The 15593-nt window shown below is 44.4% G+C and carries 17 protein-coding genes; 12 read left to right on the forward strand and 5 right to left on the reverse strand.

The genetic code is table 11. From position 1 onward, the window contains the following. The first annotated feature begins 51 nt into the window (after positions 1–51). The 3 genes from AC58VC_RS15170 (at position 52) to AC58VC_RS15180 (ending at position 3433) form a co-directional block, all read left to right on the forward strand. Positions 52–894, forward strand: coding sequence for a sugar phosphate isomerase/epimerase family protein (locus AC58VC_RS15170; RefSeq protein WP_497369566.1), 843 nt, complete (start codon positions 52–54; stop codon positions 892–894). 3 nt (positions 895–897) lie between these two features. Continuing rightward, positions 898–1917: a Gfo/Idh/MocA family protein gene (locus tag AC58VC_RS15175; protein ID WP_497369567.1), complete on the forward strand. Its 1020-nt coding sequence runs from the start codon at positions 898–900 to the stop codon at positions 1915–1917. A 133-nt stretch (positions 1918–2050) separates the two neighbouring features. After that, on the forward strand, positions 2051–3433 hold the full coding sequence (locus AC58VC_RS15180; protein WP_497369568.1) for an MATE family efflux transporter: 1383 nt from the start codon (positions 2051–2053) through the stop codon (positions 3431–3433). Positions 3434–3609: 176 nt separating this feature from the next. Here the strand turns inward: AC58VC_RS15180 and AC58VC_RS15185 are convergent, their stop codons facing one another. Then, positions 3610–4374, reverse strand: coding sequence for a MerR family transcriptional regulator (locus AC58VC_RS15185; RefSeq protein ID WP_497369569.1), 765 nt, complete (start codon positions 4372–4374; stop codon positions 3610–3612). A gap of 165 nt (positions 4375–4539) precedes the next feature. Between AC58VC_RS15185 and AC58VC_RS15190 the strand changes: the two genes are divergently transcribed. Continuing rightward, positions 4540–5166 carry a LysE family transporter gene (locus tag AC58VC_RS15190; RefSeq protein WP_497369815.1) on the forward strand — a complete coding sequence of 209 codons (627 nt, stop codon included), beginning with the start codon at positions 4540–4542 and terminating at the stop codon, positions 5164–5166. A 3-nt stretch (positions 5167–5169) separates the two neighbouring features. Here the strand turns inward: AC58VC_RS15190 and AC58VC_RS15195 are convergent, their stop codons facing one another. Together AC58VC_RS15195 and AC58VC_RS15200 are read right to left on the reverse strand one after the other, a co-directional pair. Next, positions 5170–6570, reverse strand: coding sequence for an amino acid permease (locus AC58VC_RS15195; RefSeq protein ID WP_497369570.1), 1401 nt, complete (start codon positions 6568–6570; stop codon positions 5170–5172). 75 nt (positions 6571–6645) lie between these two features. Continuing rightward, positions 6646–6942: a Rieske (2Fe-2S) protein gene (locus tag AC58VC_RS15200; RefSeq protein ID WP_161409395.1), complete on the reverse strand. Its 297-nt coding sequence runs from the start codon at positions 6940–6942 to the stop codon at positions 6646–6648. Positions 6943–7041: 99 nt separating this feature from the next. Here AC58VC_RS15200 and AC58VC_RS15205 point away from each other — a divergent pair, with 99 nt between their 5' ends. The 4 genes from AC58VC_RS15205 to AC58VC_RS15220 all read left to right on the forward strand — a co-directional run bounded on the left by AC58VC_RS15205 (position 7042) and on the right by AC58VC_RS15220 (position 10677). After that, entirely contained in the window at positions 7042–8139 is a 1098-nt protein-coding gene (locus tag AC58VC_RS15205; RefSeq protein WP_497369571.1) for a threonine aldolase family protein, read from the forward strand. Positions 8140–8182: 43 nt separating this feature from the next. Next, positions 8183–9088: an ATP-dependent DNA ligase gene (locus AC58VC_RS15210; RefSeq protein ID WP_497369572.1), complete on the forward strand. Its 906-nt coding sequence runs from the start codon at positions 8183–8185 to the stop codon at positions 9086–9088. Positions 9089–9202: 114 nt separating this feature from the next. Next, positions 9203–9505: a Dabb family protein gene (locus AC58VC_RS15215; RefSeq protein ID WP_497369573.1), complete on the forward strand. Its 303-nt coding sequence runs from the start codon at positions 9203–9205 to the stop codon at positions 9503–9505. A 170-nt stretch (positions 9506–9675) separates the two neighbouring features. Then, entirely contained in the window at positions 9676–10677 is a 1002-nt protein-coding gene (locus AC58VC_RS15220) for a peptidoglycan-binding domain-containing protein (RefSeq protein WP_497369574.1), read from the forward strand. A 232-nt stretch (positions 10678–10909) separates the two neighbouring features. On the opposite strand, the gene AC58VC_RS15225 is transcribed toward AC58VC_RS15220, so the two are convergent. After that, complete coding sequence (locus AC58VC_RS15225; protein WP_497369575.1) at positions 10910–11281, reverse strand: helix-turn-helix domain-containing protein; 372 nt, start codon at positions 11279–11281, stop codon at positions 10910–10912. 481 nt (positions 11282–11762) lie between these two features. Here AC58VC_RS15225 and AC58VC_RS15230 point away from each other — a divergent pair, with 481 nt between their 5' ends. Beyond that, positions 11763–11969: a helix-turn-helix domain-containing protein gene (locus AC58VC_RS15230; RefSeq protein ID WP_497369576.1), complete on the forward strand. Its 207-nt coding sequence runs from the start codon at positions 11763–11765 to the stop codon at positions 11967–11969. Between the two features lie 754 nt (positions 11970–12723). Here AC58VC_RS15230 and AC58VC_RS15235 read toward each other — a convergent pair. Further along, complete coding sequence (locus AC58VC_RS15235; protein WP_497369827.1) at positions 12724–13002, reverse strand: hypothetical protein; 279 nt, start codon at positions 13000–13002, stop codon at positions 12724–12726. Between the two features lie 518 nt (positions 13003–13520). Between AC58VC_RS15235 and AC58VC_RS15240 the strand changes: the two genes are divergently transcribed. The 3 genes from AC58VC_RS15240 to AC58VC_RS15250 all read left to right on the forward strand — a co-directional run bounded on the left by AC58VC_RS15240 (position 13521) and on the right by AC58VC_RS15250 (position 15359). Continuing rightward, the gene (locus AC58VC_RS15240) at positions 13521–14069 is read left to right on the forward strand and encodes an acireductone dioxygenase (protein ID WP_497369577.1); all 549 of its coding nucleotides are present in this window, start codon (positions 13521–13523) and stop codon (positions 14067–14069) included. 119 nt (positions 14070–14188) lie between these two features. Further along, positions 14189–14911 carry an alpha/beta fold hydrolase gene (locus tag AC58VC_RS15245; RefSeq protein WP_497369578.1) on the forward strand — a complete coding sequence of 241 codons (723 nt, stop codon included), beginning with the start codon at positions 14189–14191 and terminating at the stop codon, positions 14909–14911. Between the two features lie 52 nt (positions 14912–14963). Beyond that, entirely contained in the window at positions 14964–15359 is a 396-nt protein-coding gene (locus AC58VC_RS15250) for a cupin domain-containing protein (RefSeq protein ID WP_497369579.1), read from the forward strand. The last annotated feature ends 234 nt before the right edge of the window (positions 15360–15593 follow it).

The raw sequence follows: 15593 nt of genomic DNA on the forward strand, positions 1-15593 counted from the left end.
TTATCCTGCCAACGTCTTTTATAATAAAGGAAAGAGACGGAGGAGATAACGATGAAAAAAGGGATTAATATCTGGTCATTTCCAGGCTCCATGAAGGTGGAAGAATGTATAGCGGTCGCGAAGGATGCTGGGTTTGACGGTATCGAGCTGGCTTTGAACGAAACAGGTGAACTCAGCCTTGAGAGTAATGAAAGCGAAATCAAACAATACCGCCAGCTTGCCGATGATAAAGGAATTGCGCTAACGAGCTTAGCCAGCGGTTTATATTGGACGTACTCTATCACTAGTGGACATGCTGGAACGCGTCAAAAGGCGAAAGACATCATCAAAAAGCAGCTGGAAAGCGCAGCGATTTTGGGCGTAGACACGATATTAGTTGTACCTGGCGCGGTTGGCGTTGATTTCATTCCGGACTCTGAAGTTGTGCCGTATGATCAAGCCTACGATTATGCACTTGAAGCTATCAGTGAATTGTCTGCGGTTGCAGAGTCTCTGAAGGTGTCCATCGGTATTGAAAATGTTTGGAATAAATTTTTGTTGTCACCACTTGAGTTGAGAGATTTCATTGATAAAATCAATTCCCCGTATGTCGGTTCCTACTTCGACGTTGGGAATGTCTTATTTGCAGGTTACCCGGAGCACTGGATTTCGATTCTGAATCATCGTATCAAGAAAGTTCATTTCAAAGATTATCGACGCGCTGCAGGCGGCTTGCACGGATTCGTAGATCTGCTTGCAGGCGATGTGAACTATCCGGAAGTGATGAAGGCTTTGCAAGCTATCGGCTACGAGGACTATGTCATCGCAGAAATGATTCCTGGCTATACGCATCACGGTCAGCAAATTATTTATAATACATCAGGTGCTATGGATGCCATTCTAGGGAGGAAATAAGCCATGTTAAAAATCGGATTAATCGGATTAGGTTTTATGGGAAGAACGCATCTGGAGAATTACATTCGTCTCGAAGCCGAAGGGGTTCCCATTAAAGTTGTTGCTTTATGCGATATTGACATTGAAAAGTTGGAAGGACATGCATCCGGAGGTAACATTGATACGGGAGCTTCCGGCATTGACTTCAGCGTTTACAATAAGTACACAAGTGTTGCTGAGATGATTGAGAAGGAACAGCTTGATTGTGTGGATATGACACTGCCAACATTTTTGCACAGAGATATTTCCATTCAATGCTTGAATAAAGGCCTTCATGTTTTGTGTGAAAAGCCGATGGCACTGAATGCAGATGAGTGTAAAGACATGATTGAAGCAGCCGAGCAAAACGGGAAACAGCTGATGATCGGTCAATGCCTGCGCTTCTGGCCAGCCTATGAGTATTTGAAACAAGTTGTCGCAAATGAAACGTATGGCAAAGTTCTCGCTGGTTACTTCTACCGCGGCGGCGGAACGCCGACTTGGGGACCATGGCTGTTGCAGAATGCGAAAAGCGGCGGAGCGCTGCTCGACATGCATGTGCATGACATTGATATGATCAACTGGTTGTTTGGTAAACCAGAATCCGTCTCCACGTTGGCTCGCAACGTTGTTCCAGGCAGTGGGTACGATGTCGTTTCAACGAACTATTTGTACGAAGATGGCAAGGTCATCAATGCGCAAGCGGACTGGACGCTGCAAGGGGATTATGGCTTCGATATGCAGTTCCGGGTTAATTTCGAAAAAGGTAACGTCGTATTCACAGCGGACGGCTTGAAAGTGAATGTGAACGACGGTCCTGGCTTCAGTCCTGAGATTTCCGCGGAAATGGGCTATTATCAGGAACTCAAATATTTCGTTGAGACTTTGATTTCCGGACAGCATGTAGCAACGGCCACGCCTTTCAGTACGATGGACAGCATTGTCATTGCGGAAGCTGAAATTGAATCTGCTGATAATCGCGGTGCATGGGTTCGTGTAAAATAGCTTGAATCATGGAACAACCTTGGACGTTCTCGAAAGAGAGATCCAAGGTTGTTTTATTGGATTTTAGTAGCATTTGACTGAAATCGCTTACGTATCCTAAACTAAAGGCAATTGAAATTGAGGAGCATAGAAAATGATAGACACCCAGTCAACAGCAACATGGAAAAAGCTTAGTCTATTCGCCATTACGTGGCCGATCTTCATTGATTCCGTTTTGCGGATGATGCTCGGTACCGCGGATGTGTTCATGCTCAGTCGGATCTCAGATGAAGTAACCGGAGCTGTCGGATTAGCGAATGAAATCATCGTATTCTGCATTCTGATGTTTGGCTTTGTCGGAATCGGAACGAGTGTAGCGGTAGCTCAGAACTTGGGCGCAGGCAGGGCCAAGGAAGCAAGTCGTATTTCCGCTTTGGCGATAACCATCAATTTAATATTTGGGGTCGTTGTCAGCATCGTCTTGGTCGTATTTGGCGAATCGATCATGCAGCTTATGAACTTGGCTCCTGACCAGATTACCATAGCTAAGAAATACCTGAATCTTATCAGTGCTTTTATTTGGATCGAAGCACTGTCGTATGCAGTTTCCTCCGTGCTTCGTTCGAATGGTCAGACGAGAGACGTTATGTACGTGACCCTTGGCGTGAACGTGATCCACGTCGTTGGTAACATCCTGCTCATCTTCGGGAATCTCGGATTTCCTGAATGGGGGGTAACGGGGGCTGCAGTCTCCACAGTCGTAAGCCGTTTACTAGGACTTATTGTACTTTTCGTCATTTTATATCGCCGGATTTCGTCCCCGATTCGCTTCAAGGATTACATCACGTTCGATAAGCGTATTGTGAAGCAAATCTTGAGCATTGGACTCCCTTCTGCGGGAGAGCACTTGTCCTGGCAATCTCAATATCTCATGATTGTGAGCTTCGTGAATATCATCGGTCAAGTCGCTTTAAGCACGCACGTGTATGTGATGAATGTTACGAATTACTTTATGGCGCTTGGCATGGCGATCGGTATGGGGACGGAGATCATCGTAGGCCATATGGTTGGAGCTGGCGAGTTTAAAGCAGCGTACCATAAGCTCATTCGCAGTCTGAAAATGACATTTTTACTCACCTTTGTGGTTGTTGGTATCGCATCTATCTTCCGTAAAGAGCTGCTCGGGTTATTTACGGATAATCCAGAGATTATTGCGATGGGATCGGGGATTTTGCTGTTAAGCGTAATTCTGGAGCCCGGTCGAACTTTTAATCTTGTTGTTATTAATTCACTCCGCGCTGCGGGTGATGCTAAGTTTCCTGTTGCCATGGGAGTCCTTTCCATGTGGGGGGTTGCAGTGCCGCTTGCGTATTGGCTGGGGATTCATATGAGCATGGGGCTTCTAGGCGTATGGATTGCCTTTGCAGTCGATGAGTGGCTGCGAGGTTTGATTATGTATTTGCGGTGGAGAAGCCGCATATGGGAGTCCAAGTCGCTGGTCAAACCTACTAGCGGTGGCATTGCAGCTAACTCATAACCGAAAACCGAAAAGCACAGGGCCCCTAAGGGTTCCTGTGCTTTTTTGGGTTGGAGGTTGACATACACACGGCTGCTGGTGGCTGGTGTAATACTATTCTATGCAGGTTTCTTCTAAATAACTGGATGTTTGGAGGATATGGTAGAAAAAATGCTAGTGTCCCGCTCACTGGGCTATTATTTCGTAAAACCCGTATAAATGTGTATGGAATCTCTCAGAAATTCTGCGGTTCCTGGTTGTTTATCATCATAGTAGGCTTTAAATCTTTCATCATCCACATACATTTGGGCTAGACCGGCATGTGCCTCTTTGCTGTATTCACTCCAGTAGTAGGATAGCCATTGCTTGTGCAAATTCGCGGCTTTTTGGGCGGCCTCACCAGCGGGATCTCCCGTTACAAAAGCTTCTGCGAGTGAGGCTGTTACTTCAGCTGCAAGACGCGTAACCTCATCATGCTCCTCTTGCGTCATATTTTTCAATTTTTGGTTCGATTGATTGACTCGCTCATCGCCATATTTCTCGCGAATTTCCTTCCCGTACTTTTTCTCGTTCTCATCAATAAGTTGTTGTTTGAAGCCTTCGAATTTCTCTTTATTTGACATGGATATACTCCCTTCATTTGATGCTATCGTTTTTTCAACATTGGCAATCAACACATCGAGCTGGGCTCTTCTGTCTAGTAACTGTACATAATGTTCTTTCAGAGCATCCTCTGCGTTGAAGGTGGGCGCGGTTATGATTTCTTTGATGCGATCCAGATTTACACCTAGTTCTCTGTAAAATAAAATCTGCTGGAGTCTATCAACTTCCGCCTGTCCATAGATTCGATACCCGGAAGAATTGATTCTTGCCGGCTTAAGAAGCTCAATCTCATCATAATATCGAAGCGTTCTGGTGCTTACACCTGCCAACTTCCCTAGGCTCTGCACGGTGTATTCCATCTGTTCACCTCCTGACAACTTAACTCTACAGCTTAACGCTGCGTGAATGTCAACGACTTTTTAATTGCCAAAACCCAAGAATCAAAGTTATACAAGCCCTATTCAAAGAATAGGATATTACGAGCCATAGGGCTTGTATGTATAAAGAGCGAATGGGTGATTGAGATGTATGTGATGCTAAGCTTTTTACTTTTAGGTTTGTCACTTTCCGCGCCGATTGGCCCTATTAATGCCGCCATGCTGGATAGAGGCATCAAACGCGGCTTTGTACATGCGTGGATGGTGGGGATTGGCGGTATGCTTGCGGACGTCATTATGATTGTTCTCATTTATTTCGGTCTTGTTCACTTTCTTACAACACCATTTATGAAGACGTTTCTATGGCTATTTGGTTGTTTTATTTTACTCTACACGGGAATCGAAAGTGTCATTGGGGCTGGCAAGTTGAAAACGGAGGGATACAAGTCAGAAGAAACGTTGGCAAATTCTTTTTTTACTGGATTAATTATGGCCATTAGTTCTCCGTTATCTATCCTATTTTGGCTAGGGATTTATGGATCTGTGTTAGCAGAAACCATTGCCAAGTATGATAGAAACCACGTGATTTTGTATACGGGGATCATGTTCGTGGGTATTATCCTGTGGGATCTCATCATGGCTTCATTAGCCAGCGTATTTCGCAGATTCCTTACGCCGCGCGGACTTTCGGTTATCTCTATCGTTTCAGGTTTATCCCTGATCGGTTTTGGTCTGCATTTTGGATTAAAAGCTTTTCATGCCCTTTTCAACTAATGACTAAGTGGCTCCCTCACGATTATCGGGTTTGGGTATGGACAACTTGTCAGGATGGAAAGTGGTGACGGAACCGGGTGCATGCTTCTTCCATTTGAAGCTCAGCCCCAAAGTCACAAAGCCAATCAAAACGATGAATAAGAGACTGATCCAGAAGCCTGGCCGGCTCGTCGGATGAAAGGCGGTGCCAGTGATAGCGGTTAGGATAAGAAGTATGCCAGTATATCTCTTGATTTTCCCCCACCGGGATAACGTCAGTAATCGTCCTGATGAAAGCAGGATGAACAGCCAATTCATCAGCAGCATAATCCCTGCCGCGGTGGTGATATACGCATACAATTGCTCAGGTAGAAGCAAGGCCATCAGCACCGCAGCCGTTATTCCGCCAGTCGTAAATCCGATGGCGGGTAACGGCATTTTGCGTTTGCCACCTGTTCGTTTAGCGAATATAGCGGGTGCATTGTGACCTTGAGCTAACGTGATAAGAATCGTTGTAACCGCAAATAGGGAAGCGACCATCGTCGAAAATCCCGCGATGATTAGAATCGCATTGAAGGCATGGGGGACAAAAGGGAGTTGGTAAGCACCTAGAGCCACCTGAAAAGGACTTTCTTTCCCTTGGAGATCGCGCAAGGGGATCAAAGCCAAGGCGAGTGCTAACGAGGCGATGTAGATGATGGTTAACAGGAGGATCATCATGTTCCCAGCTTTAGGCGCCTCTTCAGGCCGCTTAAGTCTGGCGGCCATGATGCCCAAGATTTCAATGCCACCAAAAGCGTAAAAAGCATAGATGAAAGATGACCAAATGCCGACTCCGCCTTTTGGTAAGAAGGCATCCTGGGTAGTTGGAAACTTCGGCGGGTATGTGCCTGCAAGGAACCCGAAGACCGCCGCACCCGCGATTATGACAAACATCACAATGGCGGATACTTTGATGATGGCAAAAATATGCTCAGCACGTTCAAAAACTTTGGTCCCTAGCAGAATAACGCCAAGTCCTAGTAGGGCATAGGCCGTCGCAAAGACCCACATCGGTAACCTGGGGAACCAGAAGCGGGTGAAAAATGATAAAGCTGTTAACTGACTACCCATAATTAATAGCTCTGAGCTCCAGTAGACCCAGCCACTGCTAAAGCCTGCCCAGCGACCGAAAGCATTAGCCGCATAAGTTTGAAACGAACCTTGCTGTGGATCCTTGCCTGTCATTTTGGCCAGCACGTCAAAGACGATATAAGTGCCGAAAGCTGCGAGTATAAACATGAACAGGACGGAGACGCCGCCCATTTGAATTGCGATTCCAGAGCCTAGGAAATACCCGGTACCTATCGTGCAAGCGACTCCGAGTAAGCTCAGTTGCCACCACTTCATTCCCTGGAACTTACTCGTACTCATCTTGTCGGGCATGTTGCCTCCTGAAGCCGTTCTATTGATAACAATAGCTGTTATTATAGCTTGACCACTGGTAAAATATACGTGAGATCATGCCATCTGAGCGAACAACTGGTTGTCACGAAGGATGACGTTATAAGAGGCAAGTCTGGCGCTAGGCACGTTATGACAGCGTCCTGTATGGACTTCAAAGGTCCAACCGTGCAAAGGGCATTCGAGCTCCCCGTCAATCAGATCCACGGTGTAACCGCCATGAGGGCAAACACTTGAGTAAAGATTGTACTGGTCATCATCTACCTGCATCAAAAAATATAAGTCACGGTCAAGCTGAACCTCCACAGGAAAAGTAGTAAATTGATCAATGGAGCCGATAAGGATTTCCTTCATGGCTTGAGTCTCCTTTTTCGAATAGAGTTAGCTTAATTATAATCCACCCCCTTTCTGAGACCAAGAGGGAGTTGTGACAAACAAAGGAGTACGATACAAATGAACAAAATCAATCCATTATTAGCAGCGTTTCAACAAACTAACTTCCCAGTGGGTGGGCATGGCAAAAGAAATATTCAAGTATTGATAGATGCCTTGCAGGAGGTAGATGGTCAAACAGATGGAGATACTTATGGCAATGGCAAGCTAATTGAGGATTTCCAAGCGGAGATGGCCGCTTTTCTTGGTAAAGAATCTGCCGTCTTTTTCCCAAGTGGAACGATGGCTCAGCAAATTGCTTTGCGAATCTGGTGCGATCATAAAGGGATCAAGAAAGTCGCCTATCACCCGCTCAGTCATTTGGAAATCCACGAGGAAGACGGGCTGAAGGAACTTCATCACATCCAGGCTAATCTGCTAGGTGAGAAAGAGCGACTGATTCGTCTGGAAGATGTGCTGCAAATAAAAGAAGATATCGCTTGTTTATTGCTGGAATTGCCGCAGCGGGAAATTGGCGGACAGCTGCCAGATTACGAAGAGCTTGTGCAGATCTCTGCCTATTGTCGAAGTCATGGCATCAAATTACATTTGGATGGGGCTAGACTGTACGAGATTCTTCCTTATTATCAGAAGTCTGCAAGCGAAATCTGTGAGCTGTTTGATAGTGTTTATATTTCTTTCTACAAAGGGATTGGCGGTATTGCTGGAGCCGTGCTTGCGGGAGACGAGACGTTCACGAAACAATCTAAAGTATGGAAAAGGCGCCATGGCGGCGATTTGATCAGTCTTTACCCGTATATCCTTAGTGCAAGCCATTATTTCAAGCAGCGTTTGAATAAAATGGAGCAGTACTACGAGGAAGCCATAGAACTTGCTGCTTTGTATAATCAGGTTCCAGGCGTTGCTACGAACCCTAGTAAACCAGTCACAAATATGTTCCACGTACATATCAAGATGCCAAAAGAGAAGATGGAATCCCTGTTAATCAACTTATATGAGGCAACAGGCGTTGGACTCACTCATTATGTAAAGGAAGTGAATGAGTCATCATGCTGTTATGAGGTTTCCATCGGTGATCGGTATGCAAATGTACCGAAGGCAGAGCTTAGGAAAGCTTTTGCGTGGATGGGGAGTCATTTGAGCGAAAATGGCGTTTAGACTGTCGATGAAATCCCCAAACTGGTAACAGGAGGGGATTTTTATGTTATTTTCAGCCATAAAGCCAATGGCCGTTAGCTTCGGTGAGGAGCCTTTTGACGATCAACACTTTATTTATGAGCCGAAATGGGATGGCGTTCGAATCCTTATCCATAAGCAAGGAAACCGCATTGAAGCCTATTCGCGGAGCGGAAGAGCCGTAACGCACAGATTCCCAGAGCTTCAGGAAGCATTGCGAGCGATTAAGATTCATTCTGCTATTCTGGATTGTGAAGGGATTGTACTGCGTGACGGGGCACCTGCATTTGATGACTTTCTATATCGAGATCGGATTAGTCACTCAGGGAAAATAAGCCGTGCGGTGCATACACATCCGGTGACTTTTGTTGCGTTTGACCTTTTATATACGGATAGAGAGCATCTAAATGAGCCTTTAATAGAGCGGAAAAAGCGTCTAGCTGCTGTCGTTGATCCTACCGCAGTACTGATGCCGACGTTGTTTGTGGAGGCGCAGGGGAAGGCGCTGTTTGAAATGATGAAAGCACGGAATATGGAAGGGATCGTGGCCAAAAGGAAAAACTCGATGTATGTGCCTGATACTAGAAGCAGTGAGTGGCTTAAAATTAAGTATGTGAAGTCCATAGATGTGGAGATATTGGGGTACAGAATGGACCCTTTCGAGCTGGTCATCGGATTGAATTTCAGGACGGTGAAGCATAAAACTGTTGGTGTAGTGGCAGATGGAATTACAGCAGAGGACAAGGAAATGTTTGTTGCATTAGCAGCGCCACTAGGTACGGTAAAAGAGGGAAACACACAGTGGATGGAGCCGCGCTTATGCTGCCGTATTGATTATTTGGATCGAACGGATATGCATCAGTTAAAGATGACGACGTTTCGGGGGTTTCTACTCGATAAGAAGCCTGAGGATTGTGTTTGGCATTATTGAGACTTGTTCACATGGGCATACTCAAATTGAAACATTTCAACTTGGTAAAAAAAGTGTGATAAAATAGTTTTATGTAGAGTAGAAAAATAATAATCAGGAGGTTGGTCCGACGCGATGTTTGAACATTTGGTGTGTTTTAGATTTAAGGAGACTTTAACTGCGCAGAAGGAACAGGAATTGATTGAGACGTTGTTGTCTTTCAAAGGTAAAATCCCGGGCATTGCCCAGATTACTGCAGGCGTAAACGAGACATCAGAAACGGGCAATATTCAGGGATACACGATAGGACTACGGGTGACCTTCCAAGATCGAGAGTCTTTACGGCAGTATGGCCCACATCCTGTTCATCAGGAGTTCGTGCAATCGCTCAAAGGTATAATTGAAAATGTGATTGTGCTTGATTACCCTATTAAATAAAATGGGGGTTGATAGGAAGGGGACTGGCAGCTTTTGCCGGTCCTCTTTTTGTTTTTTGGAACGAATGATTACCCTTATTTCCCATAAAGGAAATGAAGTAGCAGGCTGGAGAGTTGGGGAATAGTATTAGCGCGGTAAAATAATTTTCAACATAAGGAAGGTGTCTGCTAGTGCAACAATGGAAGGGAAATAACAAACAAAGAACGAGAATCGGTCTGTTTGCAGGAAAATATCTAGGCGTTGCCATTCTGTCTGTTATGCTGCTGCTGTATGTGCCGAATCTGGCAGGGGCAGTTGGGAAACCCGCCAATGGTCCTGATGTATTTGTTATTCAGGGAATGCTGAAGACACTGGGCAGCTATTCAGGTGAAATTAATGGATACTATGATGATGTGACCGTTAGGGGAGTTAAGTATTTTCAGAAAAAACACGGGCTTCCCGTAACAGGAGCGGTAGATAACCGAACCCTCGAGTCAATCACTTATGCTTATATACGTGCTAAAGGAGCAGGTCAAGGCGGAACCGGAGGCGGACAAGGCGGTAGCCAAGGTGGCGGCGAAGGTAAAGGTGGTACCGGAGGCGGACAAGGCGGTGGTCAAGGCCAGGGTGAAGGTAAAGGCTTTGGCGGAGGCGGCAAGGGTCAAGGTGGTACTGGAGGCGGACAAGGCGGTGGTCAAGGCCAGGGTGAAGGTAAAGGCTTTGGCGGAGGCGGCAAGGGTCAAGGTGGTACTGGAGGCGGACAAGGCGGTGGCCAAGGTCAGGGTGAAGGTAAAGGCTTTGGCGGAGGCGGCAAGGGTCAAGGTGGTACTGGAGGCGGACAAAACGGTGGCCAAGCCCCTAGTGCTCCGACACCAACGCCGAAGGGAAATGGCTTTAAAGCTCCGAATGGTAACGGAGGGCAGGCACCGATGCCAAATGGTAATGGAGGGCAGGCACCAGCACCAAACGGAAATGGCTATAAAGCGCCGAATGGTAATGGAGGACAGACGCCGATGCCGAATGGCAATGGTTCTAAAGCACCGAACGGTAACGGAGGACAAGCTCCTGCACCAAATGGCAATGGCAATGGAACTCAAACGCCAAATGGGAATGGGAACAATGGCAACGGAAATGGCAATGGGATCAGCAATGGAAATGGCAATGGGAACGGCAGTCAGTCAAACAATGACTAATTGAGTTAAGTAGGGCCTGTTTCATCCGAATAGGATGAAATGGGCTTTTAATACATAAGAATTTTTCGGGTAGCTGAAGGTTAGCCATTATTTATATACTCGTTGGTGAAATAACAGCAATTTCTACGGTTAATAATGGTGCTGAGCAAGGATTTTTGCGGAATAACAGGAGTTTCTCCAGTTAATTCGTCCGCTGCGCCTAATAATGGGTAAACGAAGCTCGCCTCTTATTTTATGTCGTAGGCGAGTCCTCAAGCTTCGATTCCTGACGCTGCTTCCAAAATAAAACGGTCAACATCCGCTCGACCCATTCCTTATCTTCATCGGTTAAAAGAATGCCATCGAACATGAGCTCATTCTCACGCAAAAACCTCCGTAAATTGACGGGGTTACTTTGGAATTTTTCAGTTGAAGGCGTTGATTCCAAATATCCAGCTAGGTCCATTAGCTCAGAATAAGACGTGTTGAGCCCTTCGGAAAGCTTCATCAGCACTTCCGGAGACGGGATGCCGCGATTGCCGTTTTCTAACTGGGAGATATATGCCGCAGAAACGCCAGAACGGTCAGCTAGCTCTCGCAGGGTAAAACCTTTTAATTTACGCATATCTCGTAATTTATCATAGAAATACATTATTCTCACCCTCGCGTTTCGAAAAGTAAACAGTAGTAAACATTTTAATAATATCAGTATACAAAAGTAATTACAATGAGCGGAGGACTGGAAGATAGGCGGAAGGATTGTTATTTAAAGTAAACGTTTTTGGTTGCAATAGTTAAATTTTGTGATATAATAGAAATTAGGGGAACAAAATGAGAACGGGAGGGGAGCAGAAACGACGACGTGATCAAGGAAAATAGAGATCGTTAGTGGAAAATAAAGTCCGTTAGTCGCTGTTAACTTTTGTAAACATGTGGTTTTGGGAAGAATATATGAAAAATTTTGCGATTTATTAGAATTTAATTCAGATAATTCGTTTTCCTGATGGTTAAAGCCAAATAAGGACATTAAATAATTATTTTTTTAACAATGAATTATAAGTTTTTTTAATAAGTGCTTATGTTATTGGATGAAGGAGAGCAGGGATATGAGGATTATGGCTAAAACCGATTCGTTTATGAGGGCTCGAATTATCAAAGGGTACTCCCAGAGGGAGTTGGCAAAACACTCGGGGTTAAGTCATTCCTATATCAGCTTACTGGAAAGATCACTAAAGTCAGTGGGACCTGCAACAGCGAAGAAGTTAAGTGATTTATTGGGAAAGGATTTGGAGGATGTGTTTCGGATTGATTAATGAAAAGGAAAATAAAGTGTTTAATTTTTTTCTTTATGAAAGGGGAAAATAATGCACGAAATCAATTTTTTATCGATTTTTCCAGAGGAAGACTACAGAAGTATAATTACTAGATATAATAAGCATTCATCGGACATTACTCTAAATAAAACCAATAAATCACTTTTTAATAAAAACTCTGCAAGAATCGGCTTAGTTCCAATCATTTGAATTGGTTAATTAGTAGAGCAAGAAATAGTTAGAAAGAGCAGATAGAATGTTTAACCTTCTAATAATACTTTATTACCTCTCATTATTTCGTTTTTAAATAATTCTCAACTTGAGTATTAAAAAAACGTTTCAAAAAATATTAGGTGCTGCCCAAAATGCGTATATTGTTTATCTACTAAAGCACCCTGCTAATTCAGAGATAATTTATAATAATTTTATTACTATGGAAGCGAAAACTCCTGGGGTTAACGTTCGCAGATTAAATAACAATCTTTATGTTTGGTTAATTGCGATGACATAAAATGGTTAGATAAGGTTCTGCCATCAAGGCAATACTCACATAAACCCGTATTTCGTGATCTTGATACCGATAATTAAGGCTCTTTTTATTAAAAATAGAGTTCACTATATCTCAAACAATTTTTTAGTTTGTAAATGAAGTGGAACAGGTGAGCGAAAGCCTTCGTCTTTTTTAAGGACGAGGGCTTTTTTATAAGCGGATTAGAAAATCGAGAAAATGGTGCTATGCTAATTACTGAGCGTGCTAAATAACCCTCCAAACGATCTGCACATAAACCCGTGATCTTCTCTGTTTCTCTGTTAATTTAGATTCACCGGTACTGAGAACGTCCTTGGACGTTGGAAAGGCTAACAAGGTTTGCAGAGACGCCGCAGAGTACAAAGCCCCGTAAACGCCCCTAAACTCCGTAAATGCCTGTGTGTGAATGATCGTAAAGCTCTTACCGTAGGGCTTTCCTTTATCCAAGAAGGCCTGACCCTGACTTTCTCCTTTTGCAATATCCAGTCCAATTACTGGATTCATACTTCAATCCCTCCTAATACTGAATTTGCCGGCAGCCACTAGTCCTTCTTGCAGTGTCATAGCCTTAAGTAGGGATTGGTTACCGCATGTGCTTTTACATAAGGCTGTAGATGAAAACAACAGGGGCACTCCTTGGGGGAAGAGTTCAAATTGTAATTAACCATTGAAGGGTCTACATTTCCCTCAACTGTTCGTAGGAGCAAGGAGAATGTAACCTAGGCTTTCCGCAAAGTACACCATTCTTCATGCGTAAATTTGGTGCAATAAGAGTTCAAATCGTCACGCAGACCATCAACGCGTTTGGAATGTTCTGGCTAAGCGATTTGGATATGGGTAAAATTACTCGTCTTTTATTCTTCCGGCCTGTATGGAACCATACTAAATCATATTTAATAATGGACATGGAGTATAGTTCAGGTACTATTCTTGAAACCGTAACTGAATAAAACGTCACGATTGAATGCTAATAGGTAGTCAATCAATTATCAATCACCAATTAAAAGAGAGAAGGAATACTCGTGGCACAAATTCGAATTCACAATACAAACGAGCGCATTGAAGCTGAGGATCAAGTGCTTGATTTTCTGCAAAAGCAGACGATTCTGTATGAGCACTGGAATGCTGACAAGCTCTCGGAAGAACTTAAAGAAAAATACGTGCTGAGCGACGAAGAGAAGCAGCGAATTCTCGCGACCTACGATTCCGAGATTAAAGAACTGGCTGTTCGACGCGGCTACAAGATCTGGGACGTTATCACCTTGTCCGAGGCGACGCCTAACTTGGAGGAGCTGCTGCAAAAATTCGAAGCAGTGCACACACATTCCGAAGATGAAATTCGCGCCATCACAGCGGGCAAAGGAATCTTTAATATCAAAGGCACGGATGATACCGGCTATTTCGACGTCGAGCTTGAGGCAGGAGACGTCATCTCCGTACCGGAATCGAAGCCACATTTCTTCACGCTGATGGACAACCGCAAAATCGTAGCGGTTCGTCTCTTCATCGAGACGGAAGGCTGGGTAGCTTCTCCTTACAACGAACCTGAGTTTACGAAGGCTAATGCCTAATTGCAGCACAATCCCATTCAGTAGCCTCTTGCGGGGCCAGCTAGATGGATATAGTAAATGATTTGAAATTTGACTGGTGATCAGGAAAAGGATTGATCGGGATAATAGGAGAGATAGTAATGAGTACATTTGTTTTGGTACATGGATCGTGGCATGGAGCATGGTGCTGGGAAGAAATAATTCCAATGCTCGAAGAGGCGGGGCACCGGGTGATCGCTTTAGACTTACCTGGGCATGGCCAAGATAATACGCCGATGTCCGAAGTTAACTTAAAAAGTTATACAGACCACCTAAGCAATATTCTGGATAAGGAGTCTGAGAAAGTCATTTTGATAGGGCACAGTATGGCAGGGCTTGTCATTAGCCAGACAGCCGAGTACCTCCCCGAAAAAATTGAGAAACTTGTTTATTTATGCGCTTATCTTCCGAAAAATGGTCAGACCTTACTTCAAATTTCTCAAAACGAGAAAAAAGAAAAAGAATCTCCTTCCATTGTTATCATAAGTGAGGATCAAACGTTCATGGATATTAAAGACGAACTGATAAAGGATTCTTTCTATGGCGATTGCTCCGAAGAAGACGTAATTAAAGCGAAGGAAAAACTTTGTCTTGAGCCGCTGGCACCTTTTTTTACCCCAGTGCATCTCACGGACGCAAGATTTGGCACGATACCTCGCGTTTATATAGAAACTTTAAGAGATAAAGCTATTTCCATAGGCTTACAAAGGGATATGTATAGCGTGTCTCCGTGCAATCAGGTTATTACAATGGACTCAGACCACTCGCCATTCTTTTCACACCCGAAAGAGTTAACGTCTCATTTAATACAGTTAACATTTTAAACGAACAGGAGCAGTCGTTACTTACGCCAAGGATCTAAAATGGTTTGACACGATGCCAGGCGAACAAATGGCCATTCGCATCCACAGCAATCAAGTTGGTGGAGCAATATCTATCGTTGAAGCGCGTGTACCGTCTCTGATGGGCCCTCCAAAGCATTTCCATAACGAACGCGAGGAAACGTTTGAAATTCTTGAAGGCACTTTTCGTTTCCAAGTTGGTGGCGAGGAATTCGATGCTACACCTGGAACAAGTGTCTCGGTTCCTCGCGGCGTGCCCCACGCGTGGACTAACGTAAGTCTTGACACGGGTCGGATTCTGTTTATCTTCACGCCGGGTGGAATCGAGGATTTCTTCCCTGAAATTGGTCGTCATTCTCTCGAGGAAATTGTTCAACTGGCCGCGGAAAATGACACAGTGATTATCGGACCTCCGATGGTTGTGAAATAATCAAGTGGTCATCTAGACCTCAAGAAAACAAACCATCATAACAAACACAAGCCTAACGGGACAAAGCACAGAAGAAGATGCCAGATTAACGATATCGCCAAATTTGCTTGAAGTGTAATGTAGAAGTAGTGCACTTTAAAATCGTTAGTATTCAAACACATGAATCACACGAAAGACTCCCTTCTGATATAACTAGGAGGGAGTTTTTCGTCTTTTTAGATCAGGAACGTGTGC

Source organism: Paenibacillus sp. J22R67 (genome assembly GCF_059692175.1).

Coding starts and splice junctions, on each gene's coding strand:
- AC58VC_RS15235 (WP_497369827.1), bottom strand. CDS start 13,002: ATGAATCCAGTAATTGGACTGGATATTGCAAAAGGAGAAAGTCAGGGT.
- AC58VC_RS15225 (WP_497369575.1), bottom strand. CDS start 11,281: ATGCGTAAATTAAAAGGTTTTACCCTGCGAGAGCTAGCTGACCGTTCT.
- AC58VC_RS15190 (WP_497369815.1), top strand. CDS start 4,540: ATGTATGTGATGCTAAGCTTTTTACTTTTAGGTTTGTCACTTTCCGCG.
- AC58VC_RS15180 (WP_497369568.1), top strand. CDS start 2,051: ATGATAGACACCCAGTCAACAGCAACATGGAAAAAGCTTAGTCTATTC.
- AC58VC_RS15175 (WP_497369567.1), top strand. CDS start 898: ATGTTAAAAATCGGATTAATCGGATTAGGTTTTATGGGAAGAACGCAT.
- AC58VC_RS15185 (WP_497369569.1), bottom strand. CDS start 4,374: ATGGAATACACCGTGCAGAGCCTAGGGAAGTTGGCAGGTGTAAGCACC.
- AC58VC_RS15250 (WP_497369579.1), top strand. CDS start 14,964: ATGCCAGGCGAACAAATGGCCATTCGCATCCACAGCAATCAAGTTGGT.
- AC58VC_RS15230 (WP_497369576.1), top strand. CDS start 11,763: ATGAGGATTATGGCTAAAACCGATTCGTTTATGAGGGCTCGAATTATC.
- AC58VC_RS15245 (WP_497369578.1), top strand. CDS start 14,189: ATGAGTACATTTGTTTTGGTACATGGATCGTGGCATGGAGCATGGTGC.
- AC58VC_RS15170 (WP_497369566.1), top strand. CDS start 52: ATGAAAAAAGGGATTAATATCTGGTCATTTCCAGGCTCCATGAAGGTG.
- AC58VC_RS15210 (WP_497369572.1), top strand. CDS start 8,183: ATGTTATTTTCAGCCATAAAGCCAATGGCCGTTAGCTTCGGTGAGGAG.
- AC58VC_RS15195 (WP_497369570.1), bottom strand. CDS start 6,570: ATGCCCGACAAGATGAGTACGAGTAAGTTCCAGGGAATGAAGTGGTGG.
- AC58VC_RS15205 (WP_497369571.1), top strand. CDS start 7,042: ATGAACAAAATCAATCCATTATTAGCAGCGTTTCAACAAACTAACTTC.
- AC58VC_RS15200 (WP_161409395.1), bottom strand. CDS start 6,942: ATGAAGGAAATCCTTATCGGCTCCATTGATCAATTTACTACTTTTCCT.
- AC58VC_RS15215 (WP_497369573.1), top strand. CDS start 9,203: ATGTTTGAACATTTGGTGTGTTTTAGATTTAAGGAGACTTTAACTGCG.